At 45.5% G+C, this 16,172-nt stretch carries 13 protein-coding genes and 1 tRNA gene; 6 read left to right on the top strand and 8 right to left on the bottom strand.

The window, feature by feature from the left end; genetic code table 11:
- Positions 1 to 235: 235 nt before the first annotated feature.
- From QT974_RS16450 to QT974_RS16465, 4 genes are all read left to right on the top strand, one after another.
- Positions 236 to 439, top strand: coding sequence for an NfeD family protein (locus QT974_RS16450; RefSeq protein ID WP_333469529.1), 204 nt, complete (start codon positions 236 to 238; stop codon positions 437 to 439).
- A 239-nt stretch (positions 440 to 678) separates the two neighbouring features.
- Positions 679 to 1,161, top strand: coding sequence for a type IV pilin-like G/H family protein (locus QT974_RS16455; RefSeq protein ID WP_333469530.1), 483 nt, complete (start codon positions 679 to 681; stop codon positions 1,159 to 1,161).
- A gap of 19 nt (positions 1,162 to 1,180) precedes the next feature.
- Positions 1,181 to 3,994 carry an AAA-like domain-containing protein gene (locus QT974_RS16460; protein WP_333469531.1) on the top strand — a complete coding sequence of 938 codons (2,814 nt, stop codon included), beginning with the start codon at positions 1,181 to 1,183 and terminating at the stop codon, positions 3,992 to 3,994.
- A 93-nt stretch (positions 3,995 to 4,087) separates the two neighbouring features.
- Positions 4,088 to 5,146 carry a potassium channel family protein gene (locus tag QT974_RS16465; RefSeq protein ID WP_333469532.1) on the top strand — a complete coding sequence of 353 codons (1,059 nt, stop codon included), beginning with the start codon at positions 4,088 to 4,090 and terminating at the stop codon, positions 5,144 to 5,146.
- A gap of 232 nt (positions 5,147 to 5,378) precedes the next feature.
- On the opposite strand, the gene QT974_RS16470 is transcribed toward QT974_RS16465, so the two are convergent.
- The 3 genes from QT974_RS16470 to pyk form a co-directional block, all read right to left on the bottom strand.
- Entirely contained in the window at positions 5,379 to 7,772 is a 2,394-nt protein-coding gene (locus tag QT974_RS16470) for a bifunctional serine/threonine-protein kinase/ABC transporter substrate-binding protein (protein WP_333469533.1), read from the bottom strand.
- Positions 7,773 to 8,092: 320 nt separating this feature from the next.
- A tRNA-Thr gene (locus QT974_RS16475) sits at positions 8,093 to 8,164 on the bottom strand.
- A gap of 92 nt (positions 8,165 to 8,256) precedes the next feature.
- Positions 8,257 to 10,044: a pyruvate kinase gene (gene pyk, locus QT974_RS16480; RefSeq protein ID WP_333469534.1), complete on the bottom strand. Its 1,788-nt coding sequence runs from the start codon at positions 10,042 to 10,044 to the stop codon at positions 8,257 to 8,259.
- Between the two features lie 427 nt (positions 10,045 to 10,471).
- Here pyk and crtR point away from each other — a divergent pair, with 427 nt between their 5' ends.
- Positions 10,472 to 11,362, top strand: a complete 891-nt coding sequence (crtR, locus tag QT974_RS16485; protein ID WP_333469535.1) for a beta-carotene hydroxylase — start codon at positions 10,472 to 10,474, stop codon at positions 11,360 to 11,362.
- Positions 11,363 to 11,568: 206 nt separating this feature from the next.
- Here crtR and QT974_RS34780 read toward each other — a convergent pair whose 3' ends face one another.
- The 4 genes from QT974_RS34780 to sppA all read right to left on the bottom strand — a co-directional run bounded on the left by QT974_RS34780 (position 11,569) and on the right by sppA (position 13,557).
- The gene (locus QT974_RS34780) at positions 11,569 to 11,712 is read right to left on the bottom strand and encodes a type II toxin-antitoxin system PemK/MazF family toxin (protein WP_442933187.1); all 144 of its coding nucleotides are present in this window, start codon (positions 11,710 to 11,712) and stop codon (positions 11,569 to 11,571) included.
- Entirely contained in the window at positions 11,699 to 12,088 is a 390-nt protein-coding gene (locus QT974_RS16490; protein ID WP_333469536.1) for a DUF433 domain-containing protein, read from the bottom strand. Before QT974_RS16490 ends, QT974_RS34780 begins: the two co-directional genes overlap by 14 nt.
- 115 nt (positions 12,089 to 12,203) lie before the next feature.
- Entirely contained in the window at positions 12,204 to 12,611 is a 408-nt protein-coding gene (aroH, locus tag QT974_RS16495) for a chorismate mutase (RefSeq protein ID WP_333469537.1), read from the bottom strand.
- Between the two features lie 127 nt (positions 12,612 to 12,738).
- Complete coding sequence (sppA, locus tag QT974_RS16500) at positions 12,739 to 13,557, bottom strand: signal peptide peptidase SppA (protein ID WP_333469538.1); 819 nt, start codon at positions 13,555 to 13,557, stop codon at positions 12,739 to 12,741.
- A 301-nt stretch (positions 13,558 to 13,858) separates the two neighbouring features.
- Here sppA and QT974_RS16505 point away from each other — a divergent pair, with 301 nt between their 5' ends.
- Positions 13,859 to 14,929 carry a DMT family transporter gene (locus QT974_RS16505; protein WP_333469539.1) on the top strand — a complete coding sequence of 357 codons (1,071 nt, stop codon included), beginning with the start codon at positions 13,859 to 13,861 and terminating at the stop codon, positions 14,927 to 14,929.
- Between the two features lie 356 nt (positions 14,930 to 15,285).
- On the opposite strand, the gene QT974_RS16510 is transcribed toward QT974_RS16505, so the two are convergent.
- Entirely contained in the window at positions 15,286 to 15,720 is a 435-nt protein-coding gene (locus QT974_RS16510; protein ID WP_333469540.1) for a hypothetical protein, read from the bottom strand.
- Between the last annotated feature and the right edge of the window lie 452 nt (positions 15,721 to 16,172).

Consider the following 16,172-nt stretch of genomic DNA (forward strand, 5'->3'; position numbering starts at 1 on the left):
CCGACTTTCGCTATGAGGCAGGGGTTTAAACCCCTGCCGGACTGCCGGACTGACGGACTGACGAACTGCTTTCCCTGCGGGTTTGACCTTAAATTGACTGCTAACAATCCCAAGTCGATGCAAAGTCGATGAAAAGTCGATGAATTCTCAAATAACTCACTCGCGAACTCAAATAGCGACCTGATTAGATGAGAAATAACAAGGTTGAAGCGCATCAAAACGAGGTAACAACATTATGGATTCTATTTTAACTTTCCTGCTGGCATTAGCCACCGATCGAACGCTTTTTACATTAACACCGCCGCTATTTTGGTTGACAGCCGGAATTGTGTTAAGTGCGATCGATCTATTAATCCTCAAAACTCTGCCACGAAGATACAGATTTTACTTGCTGATGATGGGGGTTTCTGCTTTAATTTGCTCTTCTGTACTAAATTAATTGAGTCGATATCTATCGATTTTAAAAAGCTCCAAAATCTGCAAGCTTAGATATTGTTTTTGATTGCCATTGTTCTAGTTATTGTGGTTACCAGCATCTGCCTGGTAACGCAGCTCCAGAGGCTCTGCCTAGCTGAATTTAATTGCCTGGTAACGCAGTTCCAGAGGCTCTGCCTCACTGAATTTAATTGAGATTTTAAGGACTAAAGTCCTTACTACAAACAAAGAGGAGACTATACCATGCGTCAAGAAAATTCTAAGCCAGCTTATGGTTGCGGATGTTTAGTGCTTTTAATGTTGTGCATTGGAGTATTGACCGCGATCGCTTTTCCATCATTTCTGACTAGCGCAAATAATGCTAAGCAGTCAGAAGGCAAACAGTATGTTGGTTCAATGAACAGAGCTCAGCAAGCTAAATTTGCAGAGAACAGTGCTTTTAGCGATTCTATTCCTGATTTAGAGCTTAGCATTAAAACAGGAACAAACGGAACAAAATGGTACAACTATTCAATTCGGCCCACTAAAACAGCAGTATTTCATTATGCGTTAGCCAAAGAAGAAATGCTGAAAAGTTATGTCGGCGGTGTCTTTATAGTTCCTGCAAAAACGACTAGCGCTATATTGTGCAAAGCTGATACTCCCGGTACAATTGAACCAGCGCAACCAATTTATCAAAATGGCAAACTTATTTGCGGTAAAGGCACAACAGCAGTGACCAAATAATCTAACTAAAGGCAAGCTTATGACAGTCGATTACCAATATCAAATCGGCGGCAGTCTCCCGCAAGATGCGCCTACTTATGTAGTGCGCCAAGCTGACTCGGAACTTTATCAAGCCCTGAAAGCGGGAGAGTTTTGTTACGTGCTCAATTCCAGACAAATGGGCAAATCCAGTTTGCTGGTGCGCACCGTACAAAAGCTCTCGGCCGATCGCATTGCTTGTGCTACGATCGACCTTTCGGACATTGGCAGCCAGCAAGTCTCTCTCGATAAGTGGTACGGCGGCGTCGCTTACAAGCTTTTGTGCAGTTTCAACTTGTTTCACCCCGTGGAGTTTATGACTTGGTGGCGGGAGAGAGAGTTGATGTCGCCAGTCCAACGGTTAGGAGAGTTAATTGAAGAATTATTGCTGGTCAAGATTTCTCAAAACATTGTGATTTTTATCGATGAAATTGATAGCGTTCTCAGTTTCAAAGAATCGCTTGATGATTTCTTTGCCTTGATTCGTTCTTGTTACAACAAACGCGCTCACAAGTCGGAATACCAGCGGTTGACATTTGCTTTGCTGGGAGTTGCTACGCCGTCGGATTTAATTAGCGATGCCACTCGCACGCCGTTTAATATTGGTCGAGCTATTGAACTTCAGGGTTTTAAATTACACGAATCTGGGTCTTTAGTCAAGGGGTTTGAGGGTAAATTTGACAATTATCAAGAAGTTTTACAAGAGATTTTGGAGTGGACTGGAGGACAGCCGTTTCTGACTCAAAAACTGTGTAAATTGATAGTTCAATGGAAGGAAGAAGGTTCGGCAGCGGATTTGGTAGCGGATGTAGCGGATAGGAAAAGGACTGAAGTCCTCACTACGAAACAGTTGTCGATCGAGGATATTGTGCAATCTCAAATTATTGAGAATTGGGAAGCTGCTGATGAGCCAGTGCATTTGAAAACAATTCGCGATCGCCTTTTGAGAAGTCAGCACCGCGCCAGTAGGTTATTGGGATTATATCAAAAAATTTTGCAACTCGATCCCCCCCAACCTCCAAGGGCGGATAATCTGTCAGAACCCCCCTTTTTAAGGGGGGCAGGGGGGATCGGGGCCGATGATTCTCCCGACCAAACAGAATTGCGGTTGAGCGGATTAGTAATAAAACGAGCCGGAAAATTAACCGTATCCAACCGCATTTATGCAGCTATATTCAATCAAGACTGGGTGGAAAAAGCCCTAGGTGAGTTGCGCCCCTACGCCGAATCGCTAACAGCATGGCTCGCATCGAATTGTCAAGATGAATCTCGATTGTTGCACGGTCAAGCATTGCAAGATGCGCGAGAATGGGCTGCTGGTAAAAGCTTGAGTACCCAAGATTATCAGTTTTTAGCTGCTAGTCAAGAATCAGAATTTGCCCAATTGTGCGATCGCGAACAGCAAACTCAAGCAGAAATAGAGTTATTGCGTCGGGAAAATCAGCTATTAGAACAACTATCCGCAGAGCAAAAACTTAGAAAAGTTACTCAACTTAAACTCTGGCGTGAAGAACGACTGAAAGTGCGAATTTTTACGGTAAGTTCAGTATTGATGATTTCCATGTTAATTGCTGCTTTTTGGATTAAACCCTCAATTGAGGAAAGAAATAACAAAATTCTGACTCTCAGTTTATTTTCCGAAACCCTATTCGCAGCGGACAAAAAACCGGAAGCTTTAATCGAAAGCATTAAAGCAGTCAGGGAAATGCAGCGATCGCTGGGAGTTGCATCAGATATCCAAGTCCGGGTTTTAACTGCTCTAGAACAAGCAGTTTACAGTTTTAATAAACGCATAGTTTTTTCCGCTTCAACTACTAAATTAAGCTCGATCGCTTTCAGCCCAGACAGTCAAATGCTGTTGACAACTAGCGACGATCGTACTCTTAAGATTTGGCACACAAACGGCAATTTAAAAGCTGTTTTGAAGGGTCACAGCCATCGAATTATTAATGTGACTTTTAGTCCAGACAGTCAGAGGCTGGCATCAGTTAGCGAGGATAATACAGTTAAACTTTGGCAAGTTGACGGCAAGTTGATTCAAACTTTTAAAGTAGATAGCGGCAAAGTGACTGGTGTTAGCTTTAGCCAAAAAGACCGAATAATTGCCTCAGTAATTAATGAGGGAAATACGCTCCTGCAAAACTTGAACGATCGCCAAATAGTGAGGTCGCTCCAAGATAAATGTTTTGTCACAAACGTTAGTGGCAGCCGTGACGGAAAAATACTTGCTTCAGTTTGTTCTGATGGAACAGTTAAACTTGTGGATTTGAAAAATATTTTGGCAAACTTGTCTTCGCAGCAGGCTAAGGAGGTTAGCATTGCAGGTAATTTACTTGCAAATTTAAAGGTAGAGAAGGATACAATTACGAGTACAAGTTTTAGTTTTGATGGCACAACGATCGCGCTCGCAGGTACTGGTTCAAATGCGACGATCTGGAGCAAAGATGGTAAACTCCTGAGTATCTTAAAACATCCCAGTCAAGTCACAAATGTCAGTTTTAGTCCCGACGGTCAAATGTTACTATCTGCAAGCAAAGATAAAATGTTAAGACTCTGGAAAATTGATGGTACATTGCTCAAAACTTTAACAGGTAATACGGCTGCTTTTTGGAGTGCGAGTTTTAGTCCTGACGGTAAGGCGATCGCTAGTGCGAGTGCTGATGGTACGGTGATGCTGTGGAATCTGAATATTGATGATTTGTTGGTGCGGGGCTGCAATGTCGCCCGCAATTATTTTCAGACAAATGCGATCGCCAATTCCAGCAATCGCCACCTCTGTGACGGGATTGAAAGTCGATCGGACAGTCGATTTTAGATTTTAGACTTACTCTGGTGAATCGGGTTTTTGCGTAAGTCTTGATATGCTTAAATTGAGTAGCAGCTAATAAATAATAGGTCAGGGCGATCGGTGTATTCAACTTTAGAGCAAAAGTACCAGCGCCTGCAAACACAGTTAACGGGCGGCATCATCGCCCTTGGCGGCATTTTCTGCACGGGTACTCTCTGGTATTCGCAGGTGGAAAAATGGTCTTTGCTAGATTCGGCGTACATGACAGTATTTACCTTAGCAACTGTGGGCTACGGCGAACTGCACCCCCTCGGAAGACGCGGGCGAATGTTTACCATGTGCCTGATTTTGATGGGCGTGATTGCTATTGGTTTCATCGTCAACCGCTTTACAGAAGCGCTGATTCAAGGATATTTTCAAGAAGGAGCAAGAATTAGGCAACAGCGACGTTTGGTGGATTCTTTGATCGAACATTACATTCTCTGCGGTTTTGGGCGCACGGGGCGACAAATTGCCTTGGAATTTCAGGCAGAAAATATTCCTTTTGTGGTGGTAGATTCGGCGCTACAGTCGGTTCAGGCAGCTTTGGGCCTGGGGTACACGGCGGTGCAGGGAGACGCGACACTCGATGAAACTTTGTTGAATGTGGGGATCGATCGCGCAATTTGCATAGTGGCAGCTTTGCCGTCGGATGCTGAGAATTTGTACACTGTGCTGTCGGCGAAAACTCTGAATCCGAAGGTACGGGCGATCGCCCGCGCCACCACAGAAGAAGCCGTAAAGAAGTTGCAGCGGGGCGGCGCCGATGCCGTCGTATCCCCCTACATTACGGGGGGAAAACGGATGGCAGCGGCTGCTTTGCGCCCTCAGGTGATGGATTTTTTAGACGGGGTTTTGACGGGTACGGATAGTTCTTTTTATATGGAAGAATTTCTGGTAGATCCGAATAGTTGTGTCTACGTCGGACAAACTTTGAGAAATGCCAAGTTGCGATCGCAATCCGGGGCGTTAGTGTTAGCAATTCGACGGGCGGTTGGGACTTTGATTGTCGGGCCAACTGGAGAAACTGCGATCGAAGGAGGAGATATGCTAATTTGTTTGGGTACTGCCGAACACTTGCGTGCTCTCAATCAAATCCTCAGCCCCCTGAATTTTCGCATCCCCCGCCCTCCGAACTAAATTGAAGAAGGACTAAAGTCCGAACGATCAAACGGTTGATGAGGTTTGATCGTTCGGACTTTAGTCCTTCTTTCCCTCTTCCTTCTTCCTTCTTTTTATCCTGAGCGAAGCCGAAGCGATCCTTCTTCCTGATGACTAATGACAACTGACAACTGACAACTGACAACTGACTAATGCCCAATGCCCTGTTTGGCCAATGCCCTGTTTGGCCAATGCCCAATGACTTCTGATATCAATCGCACTTTAAACCCGCCGCTTCTGCGGTCGGAAATTCGATCGGCACAAAAGTTACCCCAAACTGCTGCTTAGAACACTTGACAATATGCACTAATTTTGGATTCAAATTTTTGCGATCGCCCGTTTCGTCAAACTGAATCGTTCCGGTAGCTCCGTTAGCGCTAAAATTTGGATCTGCCATAGTTTTTTGCATCCCTTCCCGGCTGGGTTGCTGCTGCATTTCAATGGCTTGAATCAACGTCTTTGCAGCATCGTAGGTTAACGCAGTTCGGTGACTGACATCTCCTTTCCAAAGCTTGCGAGTATCCTCAAGAAAATTTTGGTTGGGAGAGTTTAAAGGATGCCAAGAAACTGCGGCAGCCATTTTCTCAAAAGACGGTAACTGACTGGCAGCTTCTAAGGTTTTTTGACTGTATATTCCCCCGGTACCGACAACCCAACTGCGGTCGAGATTGGCTTGGAAAAGTGCCATCGCATTGTTAACTGCGATCGGGACGTGACTCGGGCTTAAAACAATCGTTGTTTTTTCTGTTTCCCCTGCTTTCCTAACTTCTTGGATAGCTTTTTTAACGTCAAAGTCGCTTTTTGATAGATCGAATTCGGTGATATTTGCAATAGTCCCTCCCCGTTCTCTAAACTGTTTTCTGAATTCTTCCCAAAAAGTCGAAGTGGATTCGCGGCTAGCATTGTAGAAACCAGCTACTTTGGTTTGACCTTGCTTTTCGATCAGATATTTCGTGAATACTTCCACACTAACTTTAGTCCGAGGCACAGTCCTAAAGAAAAATTTCCGGTGGTTTTCTTTGACTTCTTCCGTTGTACTACCTGGCGAAATTAATACTAAATGATTTTGGTTGTAAATATCGACTGTATGGGCTGTCGTTTGGTTAGTATAGTGACCGATCGCACCCAAAGTACCCGCGAGCTTGATTAGGGAATTGGCACGGGCGATCGCCTCTTCTTTCAGATTGGCATCATCGGCAATTATTACTTGTAAACCTTTGCCTTTAATAGCTTGATTTTCTGGAAAATCTAAATCTTTTAAATTGCGATATATCTCAGCATTGAATAATTTAAAATTAATTTCCGTTTGCGCTTGAGCAACTCCCCGCAGGATTTCTTGAGGCAAATCGATCTCGGCTCTACCTTTTTCGTTTATGGGAACGGGAATAATCACCGCGATTGTGTGATAATCTGCTTTTGTAGCTTTTAATAAGGCATTATTCATATAAATCAAGGTTTCGGGATCTTTGCGTTCTTCTTCAACCCACGACCTTTTAAAATATTTAAATGCTTCCCGATAATTGGATTTGGCAAATTCATTAATTCCGTTTTGCTTTAATCGAGGATTCGAGGATTTGAGGAGAGATTCTTCGCCGCAGCTTAAAGCATCTCCTTGGACTAAAAGGCAAGTTTTTGGGGTAAAAGTGTTGTGGAGAAAAAGGGCGATCGCAATTCCGGCCATAATTCCTGCGATTCCCAGCAGCAGTCGGCGAAAGTGCGATCGATAAAATCGGCTAAATCGCTCAAACCAATTGCATTGTGGTGGCGAATTCAAATCCTGCAAAACCTCGGCTACAGATTGATAGCGCTCTGTGAAGTTGTAGCGCACCATTTTGTTTAAAATTGCTTTCAAATTCTCGCTAATCTGTATCAAAGGTCGAGCGGAGTTTGAGTAGTGCAAAAAAATATCGTCCTGCGGAGAATTTATAATAAAAATTGGAGGAGGACGCAAGCCAGTTATGCCTTCAATAGCCACAATACCCACAGCATAAATATCGCTACAACGTTGAGGATTGCCAACCAATTGTTCCGCTGGCCCATATCCTTCCGTATAAATAGTTCTGCTTCTAGTTTGTCCTGAATCTGTGCTTTCTAAGGAACTGATTTCTTTGACCGCTCCAAAATCAATCAGAACTATTCTGCCATCATCGCGCCGTATCAAGTTAGAAGGAGTGATATCGCGGTGAATGACATTATTTTGGTGGTGGTGAACAAAACCGATAACTGCCAAGATATCCTGCAAAAAATCAATTACTTGCGTTTCATTCCATTGGGTATTTGGATTGAATTCTTCCCTGAGCGGATGTCCTTCAATATATTGTTGAATTAAATAAAAATAGTGATTTTCTTCAAAGCTATCGAATAACTGTGGAATCTGCGGTTGTTCGCCGAATCTGTACAAAGCTTCAACTTCTATTTGAAATTGATTTCTTGCTTCTGGCAAAAGTTGCGGATCGCTTGGCTGGCTAATTTCCTTAACAACGCACAGCCGATTATCGGGTATGTCTAAATCTATAGCTTTATATGTCCTAGCAAACCCTCCGCTACCTAATTCACTGACAATTTTGTAACGTTGGCACAGGATATCTCCTGGTTGCAGGCACATAATTTTTTTTATTTCTTAATTGGCTGCGATCGTCCAGCTTGATTCTACGGTATTTTTACAGACATTTTTGTTGAGTTTCTGTAAAGTTTTATCAAAACTACAGTCATGTCAAGTGCGATCGCGATCGATAGTTGATTTAGTTATGGGCGATCGTATTTTCTTGGGGCAAACTGCCGTGTTTTTTAATAACTTTGGTCGGAAAAATTGCTTTAGTCAATCAATTACAAAAGGGATTCCGAGAAAAAACTCAAGTCCGAACGATCAAACCTAATTAATAGTTAAATTTATGGTTTTAGTTTCGCAAAAATTCTCAAACCCAAAGCCGATGGCGGGATTTGAACCCGCGACCGACCGATTACGAATCGGTTACTCTACCACTGAGCTACATCGGCAAGACGATTATGAATAGTAGCATAAATTCAACAAAAAAGCAATGAGTTGTAGAATTTAATTAAAAACTCCACAACCCAAAACTCAGAACTTGTTAAACCGCAAGTTCTCCGTCATTTGAGCCGCCGCGGGCGCCGGAATAAACCAAACCTCGCTGCATATCCAGCGTTAGCATCGTGCCGTCCCGAATCACCCGCATGGCATTCTCCACGCCCACCATCACCGGCACGCCCAAACGCAAACCGATAATCGCAGCGTGAGAAGTCAAACTTTCCTCCTCCGTCACCACACCAGCGGCTTTGCGAATCATCTCCACAAAATCGGCGCTGGTGCGTTCTACTACCAAAATATCTCCAGAGTGGAAATTCGCGACATCCGCAGCAGTGCGAGCAACCCTGGCCATGCCGCTCACAGATCCCAAACCGACACCGGTACCTTTGCCTAAAACGGCTGTGACTACCTCAATTTTGATTAAATCGGTCGAGCCGGCAACCCCTTGCTGAGTACCGGCTGTCATCACCACTAAATCTCCGTCGCACAGCAACTCTTTTTCTTGGGCGACATTAATGGCAGATTGAAATGTCTGCCCTGTTGAGGGCAAATCCAGCACCAGCAATGGTTTGACTCCCCAGACTAATTGCAGTTGTCGGGCTACGTCTACGTGGGGAGTAACCGCCAAAATCGGTGTTTTGGGTCGGAACTTCGAGACGTTGCGGGCTGTTGCGCCGGTTTTGGTCAGTGTCATAATCGCCGCTGCGTTTAACTGTTCGGAGATTTGGCTGACTGCTTGGCTGATGCCGTTGGTGATCGATCGACCAACATCTTCTACATTTCTAATATTGCCCCTAATTCCTTCTCTCTCGATGCGGACGGCAATTCTCGCCATCGTCGCCACCGCTTCGACGGCGAAATTGCCGACAGCGGTTTCATTGGAGAGCATTACCGCATCAGTTCCGTCGAGAATGGCGTTAGCTACGTCGGAAATCTCGGCCCGCGTGGGACGGGGATTGTTGACCATGCTGTCGAGCATCTGGGTAGCGGTAATCACCGGAATCCCCATGCGGTTGGAAGTTGCAATCAAGCGCTTTTGCAAAATTGGCACGTCTTCGGCTGGTAGTTCTACGCCCAAATCGCCCCGGGCGACCATCACGCCGTTGCAAAGGGCGAGAATTTCTTCCATTTGTTCGATCGCCTCGTGCTTTTCGATCTTAGCAATCACCGGTACTTGCTTGCCCGCACTGGCAATCAGTTCTTTAATTTCGAGCATATCCTGGGGATTCCGCACGAAGCTCAGAGCCACCCAATCGACACCTTGGTCGAGGCCGAACATTAAATCTTTGCGGTCTTTATCGGTCAGCGCCTTAATTGACAGGTATACGCCGGGAAAATTTACGCCTTTGTTGTTGGAAAGCGGGCCGCCGACAACGACGCGACAGTAAAGTTCTCCCGCGCCGCGGTCTACTTTTTCGACGCGCATTTCTACTTTCCCGTCGTCGAGCAGAATTACGGCTCCCTCTGGGACTTCCGAAGCTAGGGGCTCGTAGGTGACTGAGGAAATCAGCTCTGTGCCGGCAACCGGGCGGCTGGTCAAAATGAAAGGATCGCCGTTTTTGACAACTATAGAGCCTGTTTCAAAGCGTCCCAAACGAATTTTCGGGCCTTGAAGGTCTTGGAGGATGGCGACCGGCTGGTTGAGTTCAAAGGACGTTTGTCTGATTAAGCGAATGCTGCGCTGGTGGTCTTCTTCTGTTCCGTGGGAAAAGTTGAGTCGCAAAGTTGTCGCACCAGCTTCAATCAGGTTGCGCAGCACTTCTGGGTCGGATGTTGCTGGGCCAATGGTGGCGACAATTTTAGTTCGGCGTAGGGCTTTTGGCAGTTGCATGAATTGAGATGGGGTGACTGGAGGATTTCTTCTTTAAATTTCGGCTAACGTTTCATCTTTCAGTACCAGCAATGACGCTAGTCTCAAGTCTTAAAAATTTTGATAGTCGTCAAAACAGCAGGCATTGACCAATATATAGAATATCTGACTTTTTACCGATCGGTAATCTTTTCTTGGCGATCGCCTTTTTTGAAAATATTTCCGCTCCCAGGCTTGACATAAATACAGATATACCCATTTTTTTTAGTTGGGCTGCTATGCTATGCGGCTAATTTAGGATTGAGATCCTCGCGCAACACCAATACTTTGCCTGTTGTGCAGAGGCTACTGTCTGGCGATCGAACTCAGTTTTTTTACTAAACTTTACTATTGGCAGACTTGTATCTTATACTACGCAAGTGTGAAATATTAAGGAGTGTTAACAAAGATGTCGGAGGCAGGACGGCCGCTGACAGTGCCGAAAGAGTTTCTGAGTCCTCCGGGTGACTTGAATCCGACGCTGCTGTTGTTTTTGAGTGCATTAGCGATTATCGCGATTTCCTTTGTGGGCTACTGGTACGGAGACTGGCCGGATTGGTGTTGTTTTTCGCTGAACGTGCTGGCGTTACACATGGCGGGCACTGTGATTCACGATGCGTCTCACCATGCGGCGCACCGCGATCGTACAATTAATGCTATTTTGGGACACGGCAGCGCGCTGATGTTGGGCTTTGCTTACCCGGTATTTACGCGGGTACATATGCAGCATCACGCCCACGTTAACGACCCAGATAACGATCCAGACCATTATGTTTCTACTGGCGGGCCTCTGTGGTTAATTGCTGCGAGGTTTTTTTACCACGAGATTTTCTTCTTTAAGCGCAAACTGTGGCGGAAATACGAACTTTGGGAATGGTTTTTCAGCCGTTTGTTTGTGATCGGAGTGGTTTATATCTCAATTCAATACGACCATTTAGGTTATGTGCTGAACTTTTGGTTTTCTCCTGCTTTGGTAGTGGGATTAGCCTTGGGGTTATTTTTTGATTATTTGCCGCACCGTCCGTTTCACGAGCGCGATCGCTGGAAAAATGCCAGAGTATATCCTAGTCCAATTCTGAATATTTTAATTTTGGGACAGAACTATCATTTGATCCATCACTTGTGGCCTTCAATTCCTTGGTACAATTACCAGCCAGCTTACGAAGCTGTGAAGCCGCTGTTAGATGAAAAGGGTTCTCCTCAAAGTCTGGGAATATTGGAAGGTAAAAAGGACTTTTGGAGTTTTATATATGACATCTTTTTAGGGATTAGGCTGCATCACAAGAAAGCCACTGATTGAAAAAAAATCCGGTTTCTTCGAGAAGCCGGTTTTTTTTTCAGAAGGAAGAGGGAAGAAGGAAGAGGGAAGTTCGGCAACGGATTATGTAACGGATTTAACGGATGTAATGGATCTCAGTTATTGTATATTGTAGGGTGCGTCAGGAAAGGTAATTCTCCATCATTACCGAAAATATCAGAACTGACGCACCATTTATTCCGAGCGTGTCAGTTATAATATTGCGAGAAAACTCGCGAAAATCTCCTTTTTCGCTCCGCACCTTCATTAACAATAATAGCTGGGCGAGTCCCTCCTTGTTCTGAACCTTGAACGGGTTCTAGATTAAGATCGTACACTTCACCGCGTCTCATATTCAGACTCACCTATCAGCAAAGCTTCCCCGTCCGCCGCCTCAAATTCTTGACAAATTGCCAAAGCTTCTGCTTGATATTCTGTATCGTTTGCCATTTCTGAAAAGTCGGCATAAATCACTCGATCTGGTTGGAGACTTCCTAAATGTTGAGGTTCGCTATTTTTATCAATTACCTCAGCACCGTAGGCAATACAAGCCAGAATATCATCTCGCTCTATACTTGGATACTGCTGAATAATTTCCTCGATTGTTGCTCCGCTAGCTAGGCAATCTAAAATCAGGGAAACCCAGATGCGATGTCCCCGTATACTGGGCTTGCCAAAACATATATTCGGAGCGATCGCAATCCGAGATAATAGATTTGTTCTGTTCATAAAACATCCTCCTCTACTAAGGATAACAGAAAAAATTTGCCTCTTTTAACTCAGTTAAAAATCAACCCACCATGGCTGGTGGGTTTACTCTTGAATCAATCAAAAAGTGATTTTCTTATTTTTCCGCAGCAACCGCGACGGCTAAATTCAAATCGGGGCGCAAATTTTGAGCTCCGCGCAAATAAGGATGATAAATTTCGCGGTGTGCGGGCCAATTGACGTGAATTAAAAAGCGGATGCAGCGTTCTAAAGCACCCTTGACGTGCATTTGCTGCACGTCCAATAAAGGAACATTGCACCACCGAGGGCGTTCGCGGGCGATCGCCGCCGGAAAGACAGCATCCAAATCGCGGGTAACAGAAAACGTAACACTAATTATTAATTCCGGATCTAAATTATTTCTTGTTTCTAATTCATCTAACAGTTCTCTCACCGCTTCTCGAATTGCTTCTACCGAATTCTCGCTGGCAGTTGTTGCCCCGCGAATCGCCCGCACTTGCCAATCCACGCAAATATTCTCCATTTTTTATGTCAGTTGTCAGTTGCTAGTTGTCAGTTGCTAGTTGTCAGTTGTTAGTTGTTAGTTGCAATTACCAATTACTAATTACCACTGCCAACTGACTACTGCCAACTGCCAACTGACTATTTAATCACGGGCGATACAGCCACAACGGCAAACCGCTAGTAGACAGCTCGAATTCCAGCAAATTCTTGTAAGCCCAAAGCCCGGATGTATCAAGACTACTCCCCAAGACGCGATTTAGGAAAGGTTTTTGTTTTTCTAGAGTGCAGCATTCGGTTTTTTCCGGGTCGAGGCCTGCGAGTTCGGCAGTCCAGCGGCGAGCGTCCTCTTCGGTTCCGAGTCGATCGACCAAACCCAATTCTAAGGCTTGCTGGCCGGTAAAAACGCGACCGTCGGCAAAAGTTTTGACGTTTTCAACGGGGAGTTTCCGGGCTTCGGCGACGGTTTCGACGAATTGCTGGTAGCTGCTGTCGATCAAGTCTTGCAGAATTTGCTGTTCGGGCTCGGTCAATTGTCGATCGAATGCCAAGATATCTTTATACGGCCCGGATTTAATTACCTGAAAAGAAACGCCGACTTTTTCTAGCAGCCCTTCTAGATTGTTACCCCGGATAATCACGCCAATACTGCCGGTAATTGTACCGGGATTGGCAACGATATGTTGAGCTCCCATGCCGATGTAAACTCCGCCAGAAGCTGAAATATTGCCAAAACTGGCGACTATTTTGATTTTTTCGCCCAAACGTTTGAGGGCGCTGTAAATTTCCTGGGAATCGCCGACTGTGCCGCCGGGGCTGTCTATCCGCAGCAGCAAGGCGGGAAATTTGCGCTCTTCTACGGTTTTGAGGGCTTCGAGGACTCGTTTGCGGGTTTCTCCGGCAATACCTCCGGTGACTTCGATACGGGCGATTTGTTTGCGGTAGCGGGGCTTGAATGGCCAAATCATGGGCAGTTTACAGGCAATGTTACGATTTTTTGTAGCTAACTTATAGTGTGCCTTATCTGAAGGAATCGGGCATGGGGCAAAGAGGGCATGGGCCAAACAGGTCATGGGGCATGGGGCATGGGGTATGGGGATGGGCATTGATAGCCTCCTCTCCCCTCTCCTTCTTTCCCTCTCCTTCTCCCACTCCCCCACAGCTTCGATCGCACTTAACCCATCTTCGATATATAATTGTAAAAATTGCTTAACAAATCTACATCATTCCCGAGAGCGCCACTCTCATCAATTATTTGGAGCCTCCGCCATGCAGCTAAAACTTACCGATTCTAAACTGCCCTTTGCACCGCTGTTACTGATTGCGCCGTTTTTCCTGTGGGGAACCGCGATGGTAGCAATGAAAGGGGTGATGCCGCACACGACACCGCTGTTTGTGGCAGTCGTGCGTTTAGTACCTGCGGGCGTGTTGGTGTTGCTGGCGGCGGCTTTGATGGGAAAACAGCAACCGCAGGGTTGGAAAGCTTGGCTGTGGATTTCGCTGTTTGCATTAGTTGACGGCACTTTGTTTCAAGGCTTTTTAGCCGAAGGTTTGGCGAGAACCGGTGCGGGTTTGGGATCGGTGATGATTGATTCTCAACCGCTAGCAGTGGCGATTTTGTGTTTGTGGCTGTTTCAAGAAAAAATAGGTTTTTGGGGCTGGTTGGGCTTAGTAATTGGCGTTATCGGCATCAGTTTGATTGGGTTGCCGGATGGCTTTATTTTGGGGCTGTTTCATCCTGAAACCGCGCAGGTTTCTGCGGGTATCGAAAGTGTGTTTCAGGGCGGGGAATGGTTGATGCTGTTGGCGGCTTTGTCGATGGCTGTGGGTACGGTTTTGGTGCGGTGGGTTTGCCGCTATGTTGACCCGATTGTGGCTACGGGCTGGCACATGATTTTAGGTGGTTTGCCGTTGTTGGCGCTTTCGGCGGCTACTGAGTCGGGGCAGTTTGTGAATATCGATTTGTCGGGTTGGATGGCTTTAGGTTATTCTACAGTGTTCGGAAGTGCGATCGCCTACGGTTTATTCTTTTACTTTGCATCAAGCGGCAGTTTGACGAGTTTAAGTTCTCTGACTTTTCTAACACCAGTTTTTGCTTTGCTGTTCGGGAATTTGTTGTTGGGCGAAGTATTGAATCCCCTGCAATCCATGGGAGTCGGGCTAACATTGGTGAGTATTTATTTGATCAACCAGCGGGATACTTTGGCCCAGAAATTGGGAAAAGGCCGGAATGGTGCAGCAAATTCTGAGGAGGAAGTGCAGTTGTTAGAGTCGTCTGATTTAAATACAGTTGAATTTCCAGTGCAAGTGCGGGCTACAGAATTGGAGTCGGAAGTTTAGTTAGTGGGGTGAGTTTGTTTAAACAGTAGTTAAACAGGTTTGTTATTGTTTAGAAATAGTCGCTAGCCCGACAGTCCGACAGGGAATTAATTCCCTGTCTCAAAGCGAAAGTCCTCTGAAGAGGACTGAAGAAGCTATCATTTTTATGAGTGTTTTACGGACGCGGTACCTTCGTTATCGATGAAAGAAACTGTGTTAATTTTATTAAAAAAACTCAAGAAATCATGAGTCCTCTTCAGAGGACTTTCGCTATGAGGCAGGGGTTTAAACCCCTGCCGGACTGCCGGAATGCCGGGTAACGCGCAAATTCAAACCCCTACCCAACGGCAAATCCCCTGCAAAACCCCATCGAAATTCTAACTCACCGGCTCAGTATATTCGCAAAAAATATTCAGACTAATTTTGAGCAAATAAAGAACAATAATAGTAGCAATACTAGGGTCGATCGGGATTCCCGAAGAAGCACCTAAACTTACAATAGCAACAATTAATCCCGTCAGCAAAGGCGCACTCCCAGGATTTTTCGTGTAATCTTTGAATTGAGCGCGCAAACCATCATTACCACAGAGTTCCGCGCGGAGAGTTTTCAGCGTAACTTCCCATAGAGATTTGCCACTTTTGGGCTGTGCAAAGGATTCAAGATTGGAGTTTTCACCCCACAATTCATCAAAACTCGCGTCAAATCTGCCGTTGTGTTTTTCCAGTATCGCAAAGGCTTCTTGGGCGGGAGCGTAATCTTGCAACATCATTCGCTTTTCATTTATTTCGGCGGCAGTTAGTATCGGTTCCATATTGTTAATTGCGGGTAAGTTAGTTAAACAATTTTGAATTGTAATGATTATACCAGTAATACTCGATCGATTCCGGGCGGGCTCTCCGGCCCACCCCACAAGCAAATTAGATGTATTGTGGAACGGGTCGGAGAGCCCGTTGCTAACATCCGGTATAATCTCCCGTAGGGGCGAAGCATTCGGCTAAAAATATGTCGGATATACCAATAATTTATCGCCCGAATGCTTCGCCCAAACCCAACGAAAAATCTATATGCTGCACCCCTACAGGTACTCGCAAAGGGCGAAGCATTTGCGTCACAAAAATCGGGTTTTTCCTAGATATTATCGCGCAAATGCTTCGCCCCTACAGGTGATCGTACAGAGGAATTACACCATCCGACCAGAGAAACCGGGTTTTTTCGCGAATCTGCGTGTCGCAACGAATATCTTCGCAAAAACCCGGTTTCTGA

Source organism: Microcoleus sp. BM001215392 (assembly GCF_036700185.1).
Classification (GTDB): Bacteria; Cyanobacteriota; Cyanobacteriia; order Cyanobacteriales; family Microcoleaceae; genus Microcoleus.

Excerpts from the sequence above, each read along its gene's own strand:
- QT974_RS16455 (WP_333469530.1), top strand. The coding sequence starts at position 679 with ATGCGTCAAGAAAATTCTAAGCCAGCTTATGGTTGCGGATGTTTAGTG.
- aroH (WP_333469537.1), bottom strand. The coding sequence starts at position 12,611 with ATGGAGAATATTTGCGTGGATTGGCAAGTGCGGGCGATTCGCGGGGCA.
- QT974_RS16510 (WP_333469540.1), bottom strand. The coding sequence starts at position 15,720 with ATGGAACCGATACTAACTGCCGCCGAAATAAATGAAAAGCGAATGATG.
- crtR (WP_333469535.1), top strand. The coding sequence starts at position 10,472 with ATGTCGGAGGCAGGACGGCCGCTGACAGTGCCGAAAGAGTTTCTGAGT.
- pyk (WP_333469534.1), bottom strand. The coding sequence starts at position 10,044 with ATGCAACTGCCAAAAGCCCTACGCCGAACTAAAATTGTCGCCACCATT.
- sppA (WP_333469538.1), bottom strand. The coding sequence starts at position 13,557 with ATGATTTGGCCATTCAAGCCCCGCTACCGCAAACAAATCGCCCGTATC.
- QT974_RS16490 (WP_333469536.1), bottom strand. The coding sequence starts at position 12,088 with ATGAACAGAACAAATCTATTATCTCGGATTGCGATCGCTCCGAATATA.
- QT974_RS16505 (WP_333469539.1), top strand. The coding sequence starts at position 13,859 with ATGCAGCTAAAACTTACCGATTCTAAACTGCCCTTTGCACCGCTGTTA.
- QT974_RS34780 (WP_442933187.1), bottom strand. The coding sequence starts at position 11,712 with ATGAGACGCGGTGAAGTGTACGATCTTAATCTAGAACCCGTTCAAGGT.
- QT974_RS16450 (WP_333469529.1), top strand. The coding sequence starts at position 236 with ATGGATTCTATTTTAACTTTCCTGCTGGCATTAGCCACCGATCGAACG.
- QT974_RS16470 (WP_333469533.1), bottom strand. The coding sequence starts at position 7,772 with ATGTGCCTGCAACCAGGAGATATCCTGTGCCAACGTTACAAAATTGTC.
- QT974_RS16460 (WP_333469531.1), top strand. The coding sequence starts at position 1,181 with ATGACAGTCGATTACCAATATCAAATCGGCGGCAGTCTCCCGCAAGAT.